Source organism: Sphingopyxis sp. USTB-05 (assembly GCF_023822045.1).
Lineage (GTDB): Bacteria > Pseudomonadota > Alphaproteobacteria > Sphingomonadales > Sphingomonadaceae > Sphingopyxis.
Window position 1 is genome coordinate 3,714,675 of sequence record NZ_CP084712.1, and the last position, 19,189, is coordinate 3,733,863.

The following is a 19,189-nucleotide window of genomic DNA, read 5'->3' on the forward strand; positions in this document are numbered from 1 at the left end:
GGCGCGAGAGGAGGACCGTATCAGAACCGCACCCGGAACCCCGCAGTGCCCTTTAGATTATAGCCCGCACCAAAGTCGGCGATCGCCGTATCGCCCGACACTTCGGTGTAGAGGGTGAAGCGGTCGTCGCCCCAGCTATAGCTGCCGCCAAGCCCCAGTTCGCCCGTCAGGCGGTGGTCGCGATTGGCGATCGGCGTCCCCGATACGTCGGCAACCGCGCCATCGAGCCATTCGTATCCGAGATTCATCACGGTGTAGAGGCGCGTGCGGCGCGTATCGCCCGCGCGGCCCTTCCAGCTCGTCTGATGATCGATCGCCAACCCCCAGCGCGTCTTCAGGCTTTCGCCTTTCGCCACCGAAACCGCGGCCGCCGAAGGGTTGGCGAAGCGATCGAAATCGACCTTGGCATAGCTCATCTGGACCTGCGGCGTGATGCTGAGGTTGCGGCCGATCGGGGTCTGCTTGCCGAGTTCAAGGCTGAACGCCTGTCCGTCGCCCTTGTTGCCGCGCGCGAGCGATCCGAGGATGTTCGATTCAAGATCGCTGTCGAACCAGCTAAGCTTGACCTGTCCGTCGACATAAAAGCCCTGCGGCCCGTACCAGGTCATCGTCGCGCCGACGCCATAGCCCTGCGTGTCGATCGTGCCATTGCCGAAGACCGACGCGATATTGCTGTCCGCCGTGCCATAATGCGCGGTCAGTCCGCCGACGAGCGTGGCGCCGTCGCCCCGCTCTGCCAGGACCGCGTCGAGCCCGAGTTGCGCCTGCCACTGATCGACATTGCGGTCGGCGCCGCTTGTCGAAACAAGTGCCTCCGGACGCTGGCGTTCCGATTCGAACCGGCCCCACAGTCCCGCACCGGCAATCGGCGACGCCGCCCACGAGCGGTTGCCGACACGCTGTTGCAGGGTCGGTAACCGGTTCAGCGACTGCAACGCGCCGACATAGGCTTCGTACACGGGCACGCCCGGCTGATAGAGCGGACCTTGCGGATTTTCGCCGGCAAGAAGCGCGGAACGGAGATACCAGTCGCCGTCCTGCGGCGTCGAAACACCATTCTTGTAGAGACGATAGCCATAGGCGCCGAGAACCACGGCCTGCTCACCGTCGAAAAGATAGTCGCCCTCAAGCGTGAAGATACCGTTCGACGCGCCCGCGACGTCGACGATCTTGATCCCCTCCACCGTCTGATCGCCCAATCCGCCGCGGTTGATCACCGTGACTCGCGTATTGCCCGACGTGGCGCCGTTCACGATCAAGCGGTCGGCCGCCGAGGCGTCGCCGCCGAGTGCAGCTTCGATCTCCAGCACGCCGCCATTGCCGGCATAGTCGCCCGCGACCGTCAGCGAGCCGATGCCGCTGCCCGGTGCGACGACGCCCGCGTTCGCGAGGCTGCCGACGCGGCCGGTGCCTTCGAGACGGGCTGCCGCGCCGACGGTGACTGCACCGCCAAGACTTCCCTGCACCGCCAGCGTGCCGCCGGCGACCGTCGTACTGCCGCCGAAACCGCTGTTATCGGCGGTAATGAGCAAGGTGCCCGCGCCATTCTTGGTCAGCCCGCCCACACCCGAGAAGAGCCCGTTGTAGGTAAAGACCGTATCGACCGCGGCCGAAATCGTGCCGCCGCCGGAGACGACGAAGCCGCGCGCGCTGGCGAGGTTTGCGGTCGTTTCGAGCGTGCCGCCATCGAGCGTCACGTCGCCGCTCGCCGCACCAAGGTTGGCGTCGTTCGAAATGCGGAGCGCGCCGCCGACGATCTGGGTGCCGCCGGTGTAGCTATTCGTGCCGCCGAGGACGAGCGTCCCCGCGTCGGTCTTGACCAACTGTGCCGTGCCGGTGAGCGCCGAATTGACCGTCGCGGTAAAGCCCGCGCCCCCCGTGCTGCCGTCGCCGACGCGGATCGCCGCCTGCACCCCGTCGAGGGTGATGGCGTCGCCGGTGATGACATAGCCGTTCGTCGCGAACTGCATCCGCGTGGCCGTTACGGCGCCCGGTGCGTTATCGACCGTGACCGTACCCGCCGTGCCGCCGAAGATCGCAAAGGCGCCATTGGCGTAGGGCGCACTGAGATTGCCCGTCGCGTCGGTCCAGTTGTTGTTGCCCGCGCTGCTCTGCCACACGCCGTTGCCGCCGTTGATCACACCATCGACCTTCGGGCCGGCCGCGCCATCCCAGAAGTTCAGCGTGAGGCCACCGGAATTGACCAGATTGACCTGCCCTGCAACCGAGGTCTGGATGGCAGCGTTGGCGCCCGTCGGCATGGTGCCGAACGTCACGCCGTTGTTCGTCAGCGTGCCGCCATAGTTGAACATGCGATAGATGCCGACGTCGAACGCGCCACCCGTCGGGACACTGACGTTGAGCACGCCGTCGAGGACAAGGTTGCCTCCTACGTTCACAAGGTCGTTGAGCGCGCCGCCTGCGACACCCGCCTGCCCGAATTCGAAATCGAGCTGCGTCCCTGCCGCCAGCGACAGATTGCCGTTGATTGTCAGCGTACCCGCGCCGCCCGCGCCTGGCGCCAGCCTGGCTCCACTGGCAAAGTCGACATTGCCGCCAATCGTCCCCGTGCCACCCAGCGTCGCGGCCGCGGCGACACTGGTTGCGCCCGTCGCCGCCGAATAGTCGCCGTTGACGAACAAGCTGCCCGCTTCGACGGTCGTCGCACCCGTGAAAGACCCGGTGCCGCCAAGCGCAAGCGTGCCCGCGCCCGCTTTGACCAGACCGCCCGCGCCGCCGACCGGCCCGGTCAGCATCAGCGTGGTGCCCGCATCACTGCGGAACACGCCGGCGCCGATCAGCGTGACGGTACGGCCCGAGACAATATCGGTGGTGGTGTGGAGAGCGCCGCCGCCGATCGACAGGCCCCCGGCCGCATCGCCCAGATTGGCATCGCTGCCGATCCGGACCGTGCCGCCGTTGATCAGTGTGCCTCCGCTATAGCTATTGGCGCCGGTCAGGACGAGCGTGCCCGCATCGGTCTTCAGCAGTTGCGCCGTGCCGGCGATCTCCGCATCGATGGTCGCAGTATAGCCCGCGCCTGCGGCGCTGCCATCGCCGACCTGAACGATCGCCTGCGCCCCCGTTAGCGTCAGCGCGTCACCCGTAATGACATAGCCGTCGCTGGCGAACTGCATGCCCGACGCGAGGACATTGCCGCCGCTGTTGTCGATCGTGACGGTGCCGGGAGCCGCGGCGAAGACCGCAAAACTGTCCTGCGCATAATCGGCGTTGATCGAGCCATTGGCGTCGGTCCAGTTGTTGAGGGCGCCCGCAACGCGCCACACGCCATCGCCGCCGTTGAGGGCGCCGTCATGCTTGGGGCCGGCCGCGCCGTCCCAGAAGCTGAGCGCCAGTCCCAACGAATTGACGAGGTTCACCTGACCCGCGACTCCGGTCTGGACCGAAATACCGCCGGTGCCGCCCGGGATAGTCCCCAGCGTCAATCCGTTATCGATCAGCGTGCCGCCATAGTTGAACACGCGATACACGCCGGGGCCAAAGCTGCCCCCGGTCGGGACCGTCACATTGATCGTCCCGTCGAGCGTCAGGTCGCCGCCGACATTGACCAGATCATTGAGCGCGCCGCCTGGGACATCGGCCTGCCCGAATTCGTAGTTCAGGATCGAGCCGCCGGCGAGCGACAGATTGCCGTTGATCGTCAGCGTGCCGGGGCTTTCGCCCGGCGCAAGGATCGCGCCGTCGAGCATCGAAACATTGCTGCCGATGGTCCCAATGCCGCCGAGCGTCGCGCCCGACAGGACCGTCATTGCTCCGGTTGCAGCCGACTGGTCGCCGTTGACCAGCAAGGTTCCCGCGTTGACGAAGGTTGCCCCCGCATAGCTGTTCGCACCGGTCAGCGTCAGCGTGCCGAGGCCTTCCTTGGTCAGCCCGCCTGCACCGACGAAGCGCGGCGAGATGCCGATGTCATGACCATCGGTATCGATGATACCGCCGTTCGCGCCGAACGTGATGTCGTGCGTATCAAGATCGGTGAAAAAATAATCATTGTCCGCGATCGCGCGCAGCACCCCGCCGTCGAGCGTGACGTTCGCGTCGCCGAGGCCGCCGATAAATCCGGCGGTTTCCACGACCGCACGATTATTCGCCGGCCCCTGCAGGGTCAGCGTTCCATCGACGCCCGCTGCGGCGCCGAGATAGACTCCGCCTTCGGACCGCACGCGGCCGCCGTTTTCGATGAGGAGCGAACCGTCCGCCTGATTGCCGATCGTCAGAGTGAAATCCGTCACCAGCCAGTTCGACCCTGCGCCCGTCACGACGGCGCTGCCGTTGGCGTTGGCGCCGATATAGCCCTGGTTACTCGAAACGCTTGCGCCGTTTTCGATGCGCAAAGTGCCGGTACCGAAGCTGCCGATATTCAGTTGCTGGGTGTTGATCCACGTCGAACCCGCACCGGATATGATCGCATCGCCATGTCCCGAAGCACCGACAACGCCGTCGTTGCTGGAGACCGACGCGCCATTTTCGATACGCAGGGTGCCAGTACCGGAACCGCCGACGTTGATCCGTCCGCTGTTTTCCCACAACGAGCCGTCACCGCTGACCAGTACCTGGCCGACACCGTCGCTGTTGGCGCCGATTTGACCACCGACGCTGACGACCTTGCCGCCATCGGTGATGTTCAGCGTACCATTGCCGTCATAGCCGACCCGCACATCGCCGGCATTCGTCCAGGTCGAAGCCACACCATTCGCGCCGACGCCCGAGACGTTGACGATCCCCTGACCGCCGACGTTCGAACCGATCCAGCCCGACTGGGTGCCGACCTGACCGCCCGCGGTGATGTTCAGCGTTCCGCCGCCGAACTCGCCGATGACGATGTCGCTCGTCCCCGTCCACGTCGACGCATTGCCATTGGCGTCCTGCCCCGAAACATTCACTGTCCCCTGGCTGCCCACATCGTCGCCGATATAAGCGATGTCCGCGACGGTCACGAGGCCGCCGTCGAGGATGTTGAGCGTGCCGGTGCCGAGGCGGCCGACACGGAGAATCCCCGTATTGGTCCAGGTCGAAGCGTTACCGCTTCCATCGGTGCCGATGACGGTGACAATGCCCTGCTCGCCGCTTTCGCGGCCAATCATGCCGTCAGCATTGGTCAGCGTGCCGCCGTCCGCGAGCCGCAGTTCGCCGCCGCGGACGTTGGTTTCGCCGGCGAAACTGTTTGCGCCGGTCAGCATCAGCGTGCCGCGGTCAGTCTTGATGACGTCGCCGATGCCGGTCAGGTTCGACGCGATCGTCGCCGTATAGCCCGCACCCCCGATCGTGCCGTCCCCGACGCGAATGATCGCCGCCGCATCGACGAGCGCAACATCGTCGCCCGCGACGAGATAGCCGTCGCTGGCGAACTGCATCCCCGAAGCCGTGACAGCACCGAGCGAAGCGTCGACGGTTACCGTCCCGCCGACGCCCGAAAAGACGGCGAAGGCCGCATCGGTGAACGGCGCGTTGGCCGATCCGTCGAACTCGGTCCAATTGTCGTTGCCGGCGCTTGCCTGCCACAAGCCGTCGCCGCCGGTGATGACGCCGTCATTCTTGCCGCCGTTGACGCCGTCCCAGAAGCGCATGGTGAGGCCTGTGGTGTTGACCAGGTTGATCTGGTTCGCGACCGAGGTCTGCACGAAATAGCCCGCATTGACCGTCAATCCGTTGTCGGTCAGCGATCCGCCATAGTTGATGATGCGATAAACGCCCGGCTCGAAATTGCCCCCAGGGGTTTCCTGGACATTGAGCGTTCCGTCGAGAACCAGGTTGCCGCCTACATCGATCAGGTCGTTGAAAGTACCGCCAACGACATTCGCCTGGCCGAAGTCGACGTTGAGCGTCGCCGCCGGCGCGAGGTAAAGGTTGCCCGCGATCGTCAGCCGGCCCGGAACCCCACCGACATCGCCGGGATTGAGATTGCCATCAAAGATATCGACATTGCCGCCGATCGTCCCCGTGCCGCCCAGCGTGCCGCCGGTCGCTACGCTGACGAGGCTCACTCCCGCCCCAAGAATGCCGTCGACGAGCAGCGTGCCGCCAGCGACCGACGTCGTGCTGATCAGGGCCGAGCTGTCGCCGGTCAGGCGGGTGGTCCCCGCCACATGGTTGATCGTGCCAAGGCCCGTCATGCTGTTGGCGAACAGATAGTCGGTCTCGGTGTGGTTGAAGTTCAGTTCGCCGTTGCCGAGTCCGAATATGATGTTGCCGTTGATCATACCGGCTGCGGCGGCCGCGCCGCCATCGACGCCGCCAATGTTGACCGTACCGGTGGAACCCGCCTGCGCGGCGAGCTGGAGGCCGGACCCTGCGATCGCCTGGCCACCGTCAGCGACCGTCAGAACCGCGGTGCCGGTACCGCTACCGATAACGAGATCGCCCGTCGTGGCGAAGCTGGAGCCCGCGCCCGATACCGTCAGGCGGGCCGCCTGTGGCGCCGTGCCGAACGTCGCAGATGCGAAGGTCGCTGCACCGTTCTGATCGACCGTGAAATTGCCTGCCGTCATCAGCAGCGAACCGACGCTCGTCCAGTTGGAGCCCGCGCCAGTGATCACGACGGCGATGGGGTTGGTGTTACTGGTCGCGGTGCCTATCTGGCTCGCCCCGGCCGTGCGCAGCGTCCCGCCCGCGCCGACCGTGAGGTCGAAGGGCGCGTTGAAGCTCGTGCTGCCCCGAATGCCGCCCGACACATCGGCCAGCGAGTTCGCGCCGGCAATGTTGATCCGGGTCGTCGCGGAGAGAGTGCGCAGATCCAGGTCGCCTGCCCGGATCCGGAGCGTACCGCCGTCCGTCACATTCACGATGGCCGAACCCGCGAAGGGAACATTATTCCCACCGATGGAGTTCGTGCTGAAGAGCGAGTTCGCGCCGTCGATGCTCAGCGTTGAGCGGCCCATGATCGTGCCGCCGCCGGAAATGACGTTGGCCCCGCCAACAATGCGAAGCTCGCCGCCGATTCCGTTGATGGTCGTCCCACCCCCGTAATTGCTGTCGCCCGTCAGCGTGGTCACGCCGGTGCCCGTCACGGAAACACTGCCGGTTCCGGTGATCGATCCGCCATAGGTGTAAGCGTTCGAACGGAAAATGACGAACCGGCCGTTGTTTACCACGTCGCCGACGATCGACCCCGTCGTACCGCTGTTGCTGCCGATCTGCAGCGTACCTGCCTCGATCGTGGTGCCACCGGTATAGCTGTTGTCGGCGGCAAGCGCGAGCGAGCCGGCACCGAGCTTGGTCAACCCGCCATTCCCGCTCATCGCATTGAGAATGCCGTTGGCGGTCGCGGCGTTGGCAATATCGATCGCGCCACCGTTCGCGCCGAGAATATAGGTGTGCGAATTGGCCGAGTTCGGACCGGTCATCCGCAGCGTCCCGCCGTCGAGCGTGATCGTGCCGGAGGGAGCACCAAGGAAGCTGTCGTCGGCGACCGAAATCACGCCGCCCTCGATCCGTGTGCCGCCGGTATAGCTGTTCGTCCCCGTCAGCACGAGCGTGCCGCCGTCGGTCTTCACCAGTTGCGAGGCACCCGTGAGATTGGCGCCGATTGTCGTGGTGAAGCCCGCGCCAGCGGCGGTACCATCGCCGACACGAATGATCGATTCGGGCCCGACCAGCGTCAGCGGTGCGCCGTTCACGACATAGCCGTCCGTCGCGAACTGCATTCCCGCCGTGGTGACCGCACCGCCGCTGTTGTCCACCGTAACCATGCCCGGTGCGCCCGCAAAAATTGCGAAGGTGCCGTCGGTATAGGCCGCGTTGATCGCGCCGTCAGCGCCTGTCCAATTGTTGTCGGCGCCGCCCAGGTGCCAGTTGCCGTTGCCGCCGTTCACGACATTATTGAACTTGGGTCCGACGCCGCCATCCCAGAAGCTGAGCGCCAGGCCTTCGCTGTTGATCAGGTTGACCTGACCCGCGATCGAAGTCTGCACTGTGACATTACTGCCCGCAGGCATCGACCCCAGCACCAAGCCGTTGTCGACGAGCGTGCCGGCATAGTTGAACACGCGATAGATGCCGCCGCCAAAATAGCCGCCGCCCGACCCGGTGACGTTGATCGTACCGTCGAGCGTCAGATTGCCGCCGACGTTGACCAGATCGTTGAGCGCGCCGCCGACGACATTCGCTTCGCCGAACTCGAAGTTCAGGACCGAGCCACCCGCCAGCGTCAGATCGCCGTTGATGTTCAGCGTACCGGGGCTGTTGCCCGGCGCGAGGATGCCGCCGTTCAGCACATTGACGCTGCCGCCGATCGTCCCGCTGCCCGCCAGCGTCGCGCCCGACGCGACGGTCACAAGGCCCGTTGCCGCGGACTGATTGCCATTGATGCGGAGCGTACCGGCGTTCACATTGGTCGCGCCAACGTAGCTGTTGTTTGCGCTCAGCGTCAGGATGCCCGCGCCCGATTTGGTCAGGTTGCCCGCACCAGAAATCAGGCCACCCAGCGCGAAAATCGTTCCCGCGTCGGTCAGGATCGTGCCCGTGCCGGTCAGGCTCGCATTGCGCGCGCTCGCGAAGGATGCGGTCGTGCGCAAGGTACCGTTCGAGAAGGTAAGGCCGCCCGCCGCCGCGCCGAGATTGCCATCGGCCGACACCTGCAATGTACCGCCGAGGATCGACGTGCCGCCCGCATAGCTGTTGATGCCCGAAAGCACCGTCGTGCCGCTGCCAATCTGTTGCACGGCGCCGCTGCCCGAGATCGTTCCCGCAAAATCGACAAGATCGGAACGGTTGAACAGGAGCAAGCCATTGTCGACGACGTCGCCGACGATGCTGCCCGTGGTGCCGCCATTGCCGAGCTGGAGCGTGCCCGCGTCGATCGTCGTGCCGCCGGTGTAGAGATTGGTACCGGTTAGGACGGTCGTGCCCGTCCCCGCCTGTCGCAGCGCGCCGGTGCCGACGATCTGGCCGCCATAGGCCAACAGGTCGCTGCGGTTGAAACCAAGCGTGCCGAAATTGTTGACGAGCGCACTGGCGATCGACCCCGTCGTCCCGCCGCCGCCGACGAACAGCGTGCCGCCGTTGATATTGGTCGAACCGGTGTAGCTGTGGTTGCCGGTGAGCACCCAGGTCCCGCTGTCGTTTTTAGCGAGCGTCGTGACGCCCAACCCGGCGTTGCCGATCGAGCCCGCGAGCGTGTTGTTGCCTGTATTGGTGCCGCCAAGCGCGATCGTGCGCGCCTGGTTATTGCTCGCCAGCGTCACCAGCCCGGTATCGGTGAAGACGATCGCGCCGGTGCCCGACGATTCGATGAAGGTTACACCCGCCGACAAGGTGAAAAGGCGGTTCGTCGTATCGCCCGTACCCGTGTAACGGAGCGTCGAGCCATTGCCGATGATCAGGTTCGACGCCGCCGCCTGCGAGGCACCGATGCTGCTGGCAAGCCCGCCATCGGAAAGTTTGTCGACCGCAAGAACACCGCCGCTGATCGTCGTGACGCCGGTATAGGTGCTGTTTGCATTGGTCAGCACCCAGGTACCCGCGTCGGTCTTGGTCAGGCGAGTCAGGCCCGTGCCATTGTTCGTGATCTGCGCGCCGAAGATGTTGTTGCCGGTGTTCGTACCGCCAAGCGTCAGCGTTTGCGCCGTGTTCGCACTGGCAAAGGTCAGCGGACCCGCATGGGTGAAAGCGATCGCACCGGTGCCCGATGCGTCGAGCTTGCTCGCCGTCGAGGCGCCGAGCGTAAACTGGCGGTTCGTACTGCCGCCCGTGCCGACATATTGCAGCGTCCCGCCGCTAAGCACGAGATTGCTCGCCGCCGCCGAGGACGAACCGATTGAGCTGTTCGCGCCGCCATCGCCAAGACAGGAAACGGAGAGAATGCCGCCGTTGATGACGGTCGTCCCGCCATAGCTGCTCGCACAGCCCGACAGTTGCTGGAAGCTGCCGCCATTCTTGATCAGGCCGCCGCTGCCCGAGATGGCCCCGCCGTAAATGACCCCGGCGCCGCCGCCATTGTTGATCGTCAGCGTCGCCCCGTCCAGAGCGATATTGCCGCCCGTGGCGCCACCGCCGATAAGGTAGAGGACATTATTGTTGAAGCCGTCGAGGTCGAGCAGGACCCCAGCCGTGTCGTCGAGGGATACCCAGCCGCTTCCCAAGGCCGTAGTCGACGCGGCCTGCAAAGTGCCATTTATGACGCGGAAGTTGCCGGCCGCCTTGTTAGACCCCGACAGCAGCAGTGTCCCCGCTCCATCCTTGTTCAGTTGTCCGGCGCCGGCAATATTTCCGGAAAATTCCAGCGTCGTTCCTGCGTTAAAGACGTTGAGGTTGCCGTTTCCGGTCATCGCGAAGCCGCGATCGGTCGAGACGCTGGCGCCCGTATAGACGAGCGTACCACCCGCAAAAACAAGGTTCGACGAAGCCGACGACGAGGCACCGATACCGCTGGCCTGTCCGCCATTGGCGATGCAGTCGATCGAAAGCGCGCCGCCGATCGTCGTGACGCCGGTATAGTCGTTGTTGCAGCCATTCAAAATCTGGGTGAAGCCGCCGGTGCGCGTATAACCGCCGGTTCCGGTAATGCGTCCGGTAAAGAGGCCGCCCGCACCGCCCGTCGTCAGCGTGCGCCCGCCAAGGTCGATCTGCCCGCCGCCGATGATCGCCGCGACGCCGATGTCGAACCCGCCAAGATCCAGCGTCGCCCCGCTATTCACGGTCATAAAGCGGCCACCCGCACCGAACGCCCGCGCCGACCCGGCGCGCAGGATGCCCGCATTCACGGTCGTATCGCCGGTATAGCTGTTGGTGCCGCTAAGGATGAGCGTGCCCGCACCATCTTTAAAGAAGGATCCGGCGCCGGTGGCGACCCCGCCGATCGTCAGCGTCGCCGCCGCATTCGCCACATCGATGCCGCCCTGTCCGGCCGCAAGCGTAAAGCCGCGGTCGATGGCGACGGTGCCGCCCGTATATTGCAGCCGGGCGCCGTTGCTGATCACAAGATTGGCCGCATCGCTGCTCGCCGCGCCGATGCCGCTCGCCACGCCACCGTCGGAAAGCGTGTTCACCGAAAGCGTGCTATTTCCGGCCGACGTCTGGGTGATCGTCGTGACGCCGACATAATCATTGGCGGCGTTCGATAGAACCAACGTGCCCCAACCAGTCTTGGTCAGCCCCGCATCGTCGGGGCTGGTGACCAGGCCGGAAAACTCGACCGTACGTCCGGCCTCGACCTGGATTGCGCGCTCGGCGCCGCCGTTGACAAGTGTGATTCCGCGATCGGTGACCGCATCGACGCCGCCCGTATAAGCCAGCGTGCCGCTTTCGAGGACAAGGTTCGCTGCGGCGGCGCTCGATGCGCCGATGCCGCTCGCGATACCGCCATTGGCAAGTTGCGCGACTTCAAGACGACCGCCGCTCAGCGTCGTGCCGCCGGTATAGCTGTTCGCCGCGTTCAGGCGGACCGTTCCGCCGCCGCTCTTGGCAAAGCTCGTCGCGCCGCCATTGTCGACGATCGTCGAGGCGATGGTGAGCGCGCCCGTGCCGTTATGCTGAACGCCCAGCGTTCCGCCCCCGTTGCTGCCGGTCAGCGAACCGCCCGTGATCGTCTGATTTGTCGCCCCCGTGCTCGGCGCGACGATGATCGTACCGTCGATGCCCAGCCGGTTGCCGGCGCCGATCGTCACGATCGATCCGGACGCGGCGGTATAGCGCAGGCCGCCGAGTTGGACATTGCCGGTCACGGTGCCAAAGAAAGGCGTGTTAACGGCGCCCGCAGTATCGCTGATGATATCGCCGTTCGCCCAGGTTCCCGCATCGTCCTTGGTCGTGTAGTCGCTGGCGTCGAAGGCGAGGATGCCGCCGCCGACGACTTTCGCATAATCCGATCCGTTGATCGTTGCCCAGCCGCCGAGCACGCCATCGGCATTGCTCGTCGTGATTGCACCGCCCGTCGGCAGCACGAAATTGACCAGACCGCCCGCGCGCACGATCGCGCCGAGGTTGAGGTTGACGATACCGCCCACGCCGCTCACCGCACGGACCGTGTTGCTGCCGGCACTGACCGTCAGGCCGTTGAAGCTCTGGTTATTGGTCTCGCCCGCCGCGCCGACCACTTCGAGCGTGCCGCCCGTCAGGACGAGCGCCGACGAGGCCGACACGATATTGCTGACAGGGCCGCCCGCGCCCGAAAAATCGAGCCCGAGCCTGCCGCCGCCAACCGTCGTCGCACCGGTGTAGCTGTTCGCGCCGGTCAGGGTCAGCGAGCCCGCACCCGTTTTACGGAGGCCGCCGGTGCCGGTGATGGTGCCGCCAAAGACCTGCGTGGTCTTGGCATCGACGGTCAGTGTCTGCGCGCCAAGTGCGACGGCCCCGCCACTCCCGGTAAGCGACGGCGCGACGAGATCGAAGCCTCCGAGGTCGAGTGTGCCGCCGTTGACGATGAGCCCTGTCGCCGCACCAAAGGCACCGACAGAGCCAGCGCGCAGCGTGCCATTGTTCACAGTTACAGTACCGCGTTGGCTGTTCGCACCGCTCAATACCCACGTACCGGCGCTGTCCGCGACGATATTGCCATTGCCCGACATGGCACCCGAGAAGATGTTGGTACCTGCGAAGCTGCCACCCAGAGTCAGCGTATCGGGGTTCGGGCTCGCCACGTTGAAGACAAGAGCGCCCGACAGGTCGAGTGCGCCGCTGCCGTTATTGCGGATCGAATTGGTGGCTCCGTTGACGAGCCATTCGCGATTGCTGGCATCGCCCGCCCCGTCATAGGCGAGCGTCCCGTTGACGAGGCTGATCGTGGTGCCCGCGCCAAGCGAGCTCTCGTTGCCGATATCGGCGAGCTTGCCGACGCGAATTTCGCCCGCGAGCGCCGCCACGCCGGTAAATGTGTTGGCATTGCCCAGTTGGACATGCCGCCCCGCCGAGGCGTTGAAGGCATAATTGCCGCCGCTGAGTGTGCCGAGCAAGCGGAAGTCCGCGGTCTCGGCATAGAAACCGCCGCCAACCGAAATATCGACGTCGCCCGTGATTTCGAGCGTGCCCGTTCCCTGATTGCGGACGAGCCCGGCATCGCCGTTGATGTCCCAGTTGCGGTTCGAGCTGTCACCGTCGCCGAGATAGATGATGCTGTCGCTGTACTGACTGGACTGGGCGAAGACGATCGTACCGTTGGCGACCGTCACCGGCGCTCCGAGCGAGCTCGCCTCGCCGAGATTGCCGATCGAGGTAAAGCGTGTCGAGCAGGTGCCGTTGCAGCCGTTAAAGAGTGTGCGTCCGGTATAGTCGCTGAGATCGTTGCTCATCGTGATGCCGCTGGCGGCAAGCTGAACCGATCCGTCACCGCGTATCCGGGCGGCACCCGCGCCCGTTCCTTCGAGGATCAAATTGCCGCCGTTGCCGATCGTTACGGTCCGCGCGGTGTTCGCGCCGCCGATCGATAGCCGGACATTCGACGCCGCCGCGGTGAAGATATTGTTGCCCGCTGCTCCCAATGCACTGTCGGTCAACGCATAGAGGCTGCCTGCGTTGATGTTGATATTGCCCGTGAAGCTGTTCACCCCGCCGAGGACCAGTCCGCCGCCGCCTGCCTTGATCAATCCGTTCGCCCCCGCGAGCGCCGAGTTGATCGTGGTGTTACCGGTGGTCGCGGTGATCGTCGAACCGGCACTACCAAGCGTGATCGTGCCGCCGTTCAGGACGTAGCCTGCCGAACTGAAGGTGATATTGCCGACCGTCACCGGCGCGCCCACGGTTACCGTGCCTGCGGTGCTGCCGAAGATCGCATTGTCGAGGTCGCCGTTGACCCAAGGCTCGACAAATGGACCGCTCACCCCATCGCCATTGGGGCTCCAGTTGAGGTTTGCGAGGTTCCAGGTGCCCGTTCCGCCCGAGCCGACCGCGGTGCCATTGGCGTCCCAATACCGGTCCTCGGCATGCGCGGCCACCGGCGCACATGCCAGCACCGCCGCGAGCGAGGCACCGCAGAGAAGGCGCCGCGAACGCGCCTTCGCGTTCAGATCGCGGCGGCGGGGCATTTTCTTCTCGGTCATGGAATATCCTCGAACGCAAAAAAGCCCGCCCGAAGGGCGAGCGAGACAATGGAGATGATTATTATTTGGCGGCGAAAGGGCGCGGCTTTGAAGGGCGCGCGGCCGACGGGTTATCGTAACCGGACGGGATGCAAGGAAACACGCAACCTCTATTCATTCGACGACCCCCGGCTCCGACGCAGCCGCCAGCAAGCCCGGCAGCGCCTTTCCTCGATTGCTGCGCGAGCCTTTGGCGACCCGCTCAATCTGCCCCAGCCGCCCTGCCTCCGCCGCCGAAACGGGTCATCGCGGAGAACAACGCCAGATTCATCCACCGGAGCGCCCGAAGGATGATGTTGGCGGAGCTACAAAATAATGGTTTTCAATTGATTACCAATCCACCGTAAATCGGTGCATGTTACGGTATCGACAAGAAAATCTGGAACTGGGGTCACATCGCAGATGGCGAAATTTTGCTGCCTTGCGAACATGCGGACGCATCCTCTAATCCTCGTCCGGACAAATGCGCGATAGGGACGCGACCATGCCCGCAGGGGGAGCGAACAAGGATGAGTAACGGCACGATCGCCGGGCGACGGGCCGTGCTGACCGGCGCCGCAGCGCTGATCGCCGGTGGCCAGGCGGCCGCTGGCACCGATGGAGGACCGCCTCGATGTTCGAGCGGCAATGCCGCGTGGATCCCGTCCGACGATTTGGTTCGCGACCTGCCGCGACTGATGCGAATTGCCGGGGTGCCCGGCGTCGCCATCGCGGTCGTGGACCGCGGGACACTCGCGTGGAGCCGGGGCTTCGGCGTCAAAAACATTCTCACCCGCGACCCTGTGCAGGGCGACACGCTGTTCGAAGCGGCGTCGATGACCAAGCCGGTCTTCGCTTATGTCGTGATGCGGCTGGTCGACGAGAAGCGCCTCGACCTCGACAAGCCGCTCGTTGCCTATCGTCGGCCGGCGAACCTTGGCAGCGATCCGAATCTCGAGCGCATCACCGCCCGGCATGTGCTGGAGCATTCGACCGGCCTGCCCAACTGGGCTTCCGCGCCGCTCGTCACGAACAGCGCGCCGGGATCGGTCTACAGCTACTCGGGCGAAGCGTTCATCTGGCTCCAGTTGGTCGTGGAAACGATCATGGGAATGGGCCTCGGCAGCGTGATGCAGGCAAAGCTGTTCGGTCCGGCCGAAATGACCCGCAGCACCTTCGGCTGGGACGAGGCGATCGCAAGCTCGGCAGTCTTCGGCCATTCCGAACCGCCCGAAGGCGAACAAAAGCTTCCGGCCCAGCCGACGCGCGAGTTGGGCGACCGGCTGCTTCGGGTCGCCTCGAAGAGGCGCAAGCCGATCGCGTCGTGGACGTGGGAGGATTCGGTCGCGGCGATGCGCGAGACGGATCCAAAGACGCCGCCGTCGACGCACGATCTTCTTGTCAATTCCGCAGGCGGGCTTCTGATGACGGCGTCCGACTATGCGAAATTCATGACGCTCATGATGGACCGGCCGAACCGTGCGGGGTGGGAGATCAGCGATGCGGCCAGGCGCGCGATGCTCGCCCCCCGGCTCGACGTGCGCGGCCGCGACATTATGCGGGGGCTGGGCTGGGAGATCGAGCAATCGTCAGCGGGTCCGCTGTTCCAGCACAGCGGAAGCAATTACGGGATCTTCAAAACCCTTGGCGTCGGCGACGCGCGAAGCGGGCGAGCGATCGTCGTCTTCACCAACGCAGCAAACGGAAATGCGCTCGCGGCGCGGATCGTTAGGGAGGCGACGGGAATCGACCGGCTGAAGTCACTGATCTGATCGAAAGGGACTTTTGCCCAAAAGTATCGGTGGCAGCGCACAGCCCCCGGCCCCTACGACCGGATCGTTCGCGACGGATTATCGTGGAAAACTGGAGCGGGCGAAGGGATTCGAACCCTCGACCCCAACCTTGGCAAGGTTGTGCTCTACCCCTGAGCTACGCCCGCTCTGGCGGCTGGAAACCGGTCGGTTCCAGCGGGTGAGGCGGGCGATTAGCACCGGCTTTTTGACTCGGCAACCCCTGATTGCCCCGATTGCGCATTTTCTCCGAAGGGTTGGCATATCGCCTGAAATTCCCACATAAGCGGACATATAGATAATAAGGAGCTTTTCCCCGTGGCCACGCTCGGTCTGAACCCCTCTGAAAAGGAAGCCGTCGAAGCCTTCCGCCGCGATGTCGTCGAACCGTCGATGACGAGCCTCGTGATTCTCGATTTCTGGGCGGAATGGTGCGGCCCCTGCAAACAATTGGGGCCGGTGCTGGAAAAGGTCGCCGCCGATTATGCGGACAAGGGCGTCGTGCTGGTCAAGGTCGACGTCGATGCGAATCGCTTCATTGCCGGCCAGTTCCAGGTCCAGTCGATCCCGACCGTTTATGCGATTTTCCAAGGGCAGCCGGTCGCCAACCTGACCAATGCGCGCACCGAAAGCCAATTGAAGTCGATTCTCGATCAGCTTCTCGCGCAGCTCCCGATCGAAAGCGAAGCGAGTGCGCGCGCGGTCGAGATCGCGCCGCTCATCGAAATGGGCGATGCCGTCCTCGCCGAGGGCGACGGGCCGCGCGCGGCGAGCATCTTTGCGCAGATTCTTGAAATGGCGCCCGACAACGCCGCGGCGCACGGCGGGCTGATTCGCGCGCTGATCCTCGCGGGCGACGTCGAGGGGGCAGAGGCCGCACTCGCCATGATCCCCGCCGAAATCGCCGACGATCCGGCCGTCGCGCAGGCGAAAAGCGCGCTGGCGCTTGCCGCCGATGCGCCCGACGCGGGCGAGCTGGCGGCATTCGAGGCCGCGGTCGCTGCAAACCCCGACGATCATCAGGCGCGCTTCGATCTTGCGAGCGCGCAGATCGGTGCGGGCCAGCGTGATGCCGCCGCCGACAATCTGCTCCACATCGTCGCGGCCGACCGCGAATGGAACGATGACGCGGCCCGCGCCAAGCTGCTTTCGCTGTTCGAGGCCGTGGGTCTCGAAGACGCCTGGGTCGCGGCGCAGCGCCGCCGCCTGTCGCTGATTCTGTTCGGCTAAAGCACCCATGGCCGATACCGCGCCCTTGACCATCCAGCGGATCGCGATTTTTCCGCTTACCGGCGCGGTGCTGTTCCCGGGGCTGCACCTGCCGCTCCATATCTTCGAACCGCGCTATTCGGCGATGGTGCAGGAGGTGCTGGCGCGCGACCGGCAGATCGGAATGATTCAGCCGCGCGTCCTGCCCGGCGAAGAGTCGCGCGAGCCGCCCGCACTCTACGACATGGGCTGCGTGGGCCGCATCATCGACGTCGAGGCGCTCGAGGAAGGGCGTTTCAACCTCGTCCTCGAAGGCGTCGCCCGCTTTCGTGTCCGCCGCGAACTCGACGTGACGACGCCGTTCAGGCAGGTCGAGGCCGAGATCGAGTTGGAAGCCGAAGAGGATGCGGTGCTCGCGAGCATCGAACGCGCCAGCCTTGAGCGCGAGGCCAAGCGCTTTGCGGCGCGGCAGGGCTATGTCGTCGACTGGGATTCGGTCGGGCAGCTCGACGACGCCACCCTCGTCAACGGCATTGCGCAGGTCGCGCCGTTCGACGCCGCCGCGAAGCAGGCGCTGCTCGAGGCGTCGCCAATCGACGCGCGCGCCGAACTGGTCGTCCAGTTGATGCAATTCTTCGGCCGTTTCGACAGCGACGACGGCCGCGCCACGCTGCAATAGGCCAAAAGGCCAAGCCCCTAGAGTCTGATAACTTTGGATTGACCCACGTCGTCATTGCGAGCGGAGCGAAGCAATCCAGAGCGGTTTGCGCAGGCTCTGGATTGCCGCGCGGCTTCGCCGCTCGCAATGACGAGTCCATTCAATGTAATCACGCTTTAGATTTCGGCGCCGGCTAGCAAACGCGGCAGGTCGCCGGCCTCGCCGCGCGCTTCATCCATGAAGAAGCGCTTGAGCATCGGCATCCGCTGCACCGCGCCAAGGCCGGTGCGCCGCACTGCGGCGGCGGTACGGCCTGGGATGCCGAACAGGCGGGTAAGCCCGTCGGTTGCGAGGCTGACCATCATATTGTCGAGCCCGCGCCAGCGCTGATAACGTGCGAGAAGCGCCGCATCGCCAAGGTCAAGACCGAGACGCGCACCCTCGACCAGCACTTCGGTGAGCGCCGCGACATCGCGCAGGCCAAGGTTGAGCCCCTGCCCCGCGATCGGATGGATACCGTGCGCGGCATCACCCACAAGCGCGATGCGGTCGGCGACGATCGACGCGCTATGATGAAAGCCGAGCGGATAGGTCATCCGCGGCGCGACAAGCTCCATTGCGCCCAACACGCCACCGGCGCGCTTCTGAAGTTCTGCTATAAAGCCGCGCTCGCCAAGTTTCGCGAAGCCGGGGCCATCCTTTTCGGACACCGTCCAGACGAAGGCCGAACGGTGCCGCCCCTGCGGGTCGTCGACGAGCGGCAACAGCGCGAAGGGGCCCGACGGATAGAAGATTTCATGCGCGACATTGCCGTGCGGTTTTTCGTGCGCAACCGCCCCGATCATCGCATGATGATGGTACGACCAGTTCGCGATGCTGAACCCGGCGGCATCGCGCGTCGGCGAGCGGCGCCCTTCGGCGACGATCAGCAACGGCGCCGCGAGTCTTGTCCCGTCGGCGAGCGTCAACAGGGCACCATGCGCGTCAATCTCTCGCGCCACGACCGCGGCGGGCATTAGCAGACGCACTAGCGGCGCATCGGCCAGCGCGGCAGCGAGCGCGAGGCGAAGCTGGCGGTTCTCGACCATCGTGCCGAGCGGCGGGTCGCCTTCGCCAGTGACAAAGTCGAGTTCGCCGCCGCGGCCGCTGTCGGGAGCGCCGTCGCCCACTTTAATGGCACGGATCGGGCAACCGTGCCCGGCAAGGCGGTCGGCGATCCCCAGCACCTCGAACATCTGCCAGGTCGCGCTGGCGATCGCCGAGGCGCGGCCGTCGAAGCCGGGCGCGATCGTCGCAACGGGATCGGCGGGATCGACGATCTGGACCGACAGGCCGTGATGGGAAAGGGCAAGGGCGAGCGCCTGGCCGACGAGGCCGCCCCCCGAAATCAGGACATCGCTGCGCAGCGTTTCACTCATTTCGTTGCCCTAGCGTGCGGCGGGACGGTTGGAAAGGCCGTGGGCAGGCTCGGGGCCGCGCTTGACGGCGAGTCCCCCCCATGCGCATATCGCCGTGGTTAACTGACA

5 protein-coding genes and 1 tRNA gene are annotated in these 19,189 nt (G+C 65.2%); 3 read left to right on the top strand and 3 right to left on the bottom strand.

Features of this window, described 5'->3' with window-relative positions:
• Positions 1-20: 20 nt before the first annotated feature.
• Positions 21-13,988, bottom strand: coding sequence for an autotransporter-associated beta strand repeat-containing protein (locus KEC45_RS17265; protein ID WP_252171181.1), 13,968 nt, complete (start codon positions 13,986-13,988; stop codon positions 21-23).
• A gap of 548 nt (positions 13,989-14,536) precedes the next feature.
• Between KEC45_RS17265 and KEC45_RS17270 the strand changes: the two genes are divergently transcribed.
• The gene (locus KEC45_RS17270) at positions 14,537-15,778 is read left to right on the top strand and encodes a serine hydrolase (RefSeq protein ID WP_252171182.1); all 1,242 of its coding nucleotides are present in this window, start codon (positions 14,537-14,539) and stop codon (positions 15,776-15,778) included.
• Between the two features lie 92 nt (positions 15,779-15,870).
• Here the strand turns inward: KEC45_RS17270 and KEC45_RS17275 are convergent.
• Positions 15,871-15,945 (bottom strand) — tRNA-Gly (locus KEC45_RS17275).
• A gap of 169 nt (positions 15,946-16,114) precedes the next feature.
• On the opposite strand from KEC45_RS17275, the gene KEC45_RS17280 reads away from it, so the two are divergent.
• Positions 16,115-17,026, top strand: a complete 912-nt coding sequence (locus KEC45_RS17280) for a tetratricopeptide repeat protein (protein ID WP_062176023.1) — start codon at positions 16,115-16,117, stop codon at positions 17,024-17,026.
• 7 nt (positions 17,027-17,033) lie between these two features.
• A complete protein-coding gene (locus KEC45_RS17285) occupies positions 17,034-17,684 on the top strand; it encodes an LON peptidase substrate-binding domain-containing protein (RefSeq protein ID WP_062176019.1) in 651 nt (216 codons plus the stop codon).
• A gap of 155 nt (positions 17,685-17,839) precedes the next feature.
• Here the strand turns inward: KEC45_RS17285 and KEC45_RS17290 are convergent, their stop codons facing one another.
• Positions 17,840-19,081 carry an FAD-dependent monooxygenase gene (locus tag KEC45_RS17290; protein ID WP_062176016.1) on the bottom strand — a complete coding sequence of 414 codons (1,242 nt, stop codon included), beginning with the start codon at positions 19,079-19,081 and terminating at the stop codon, positions 17,840-17,842.
• Positions 19,082-19,189: the final 108 nt, after the last annotated feature.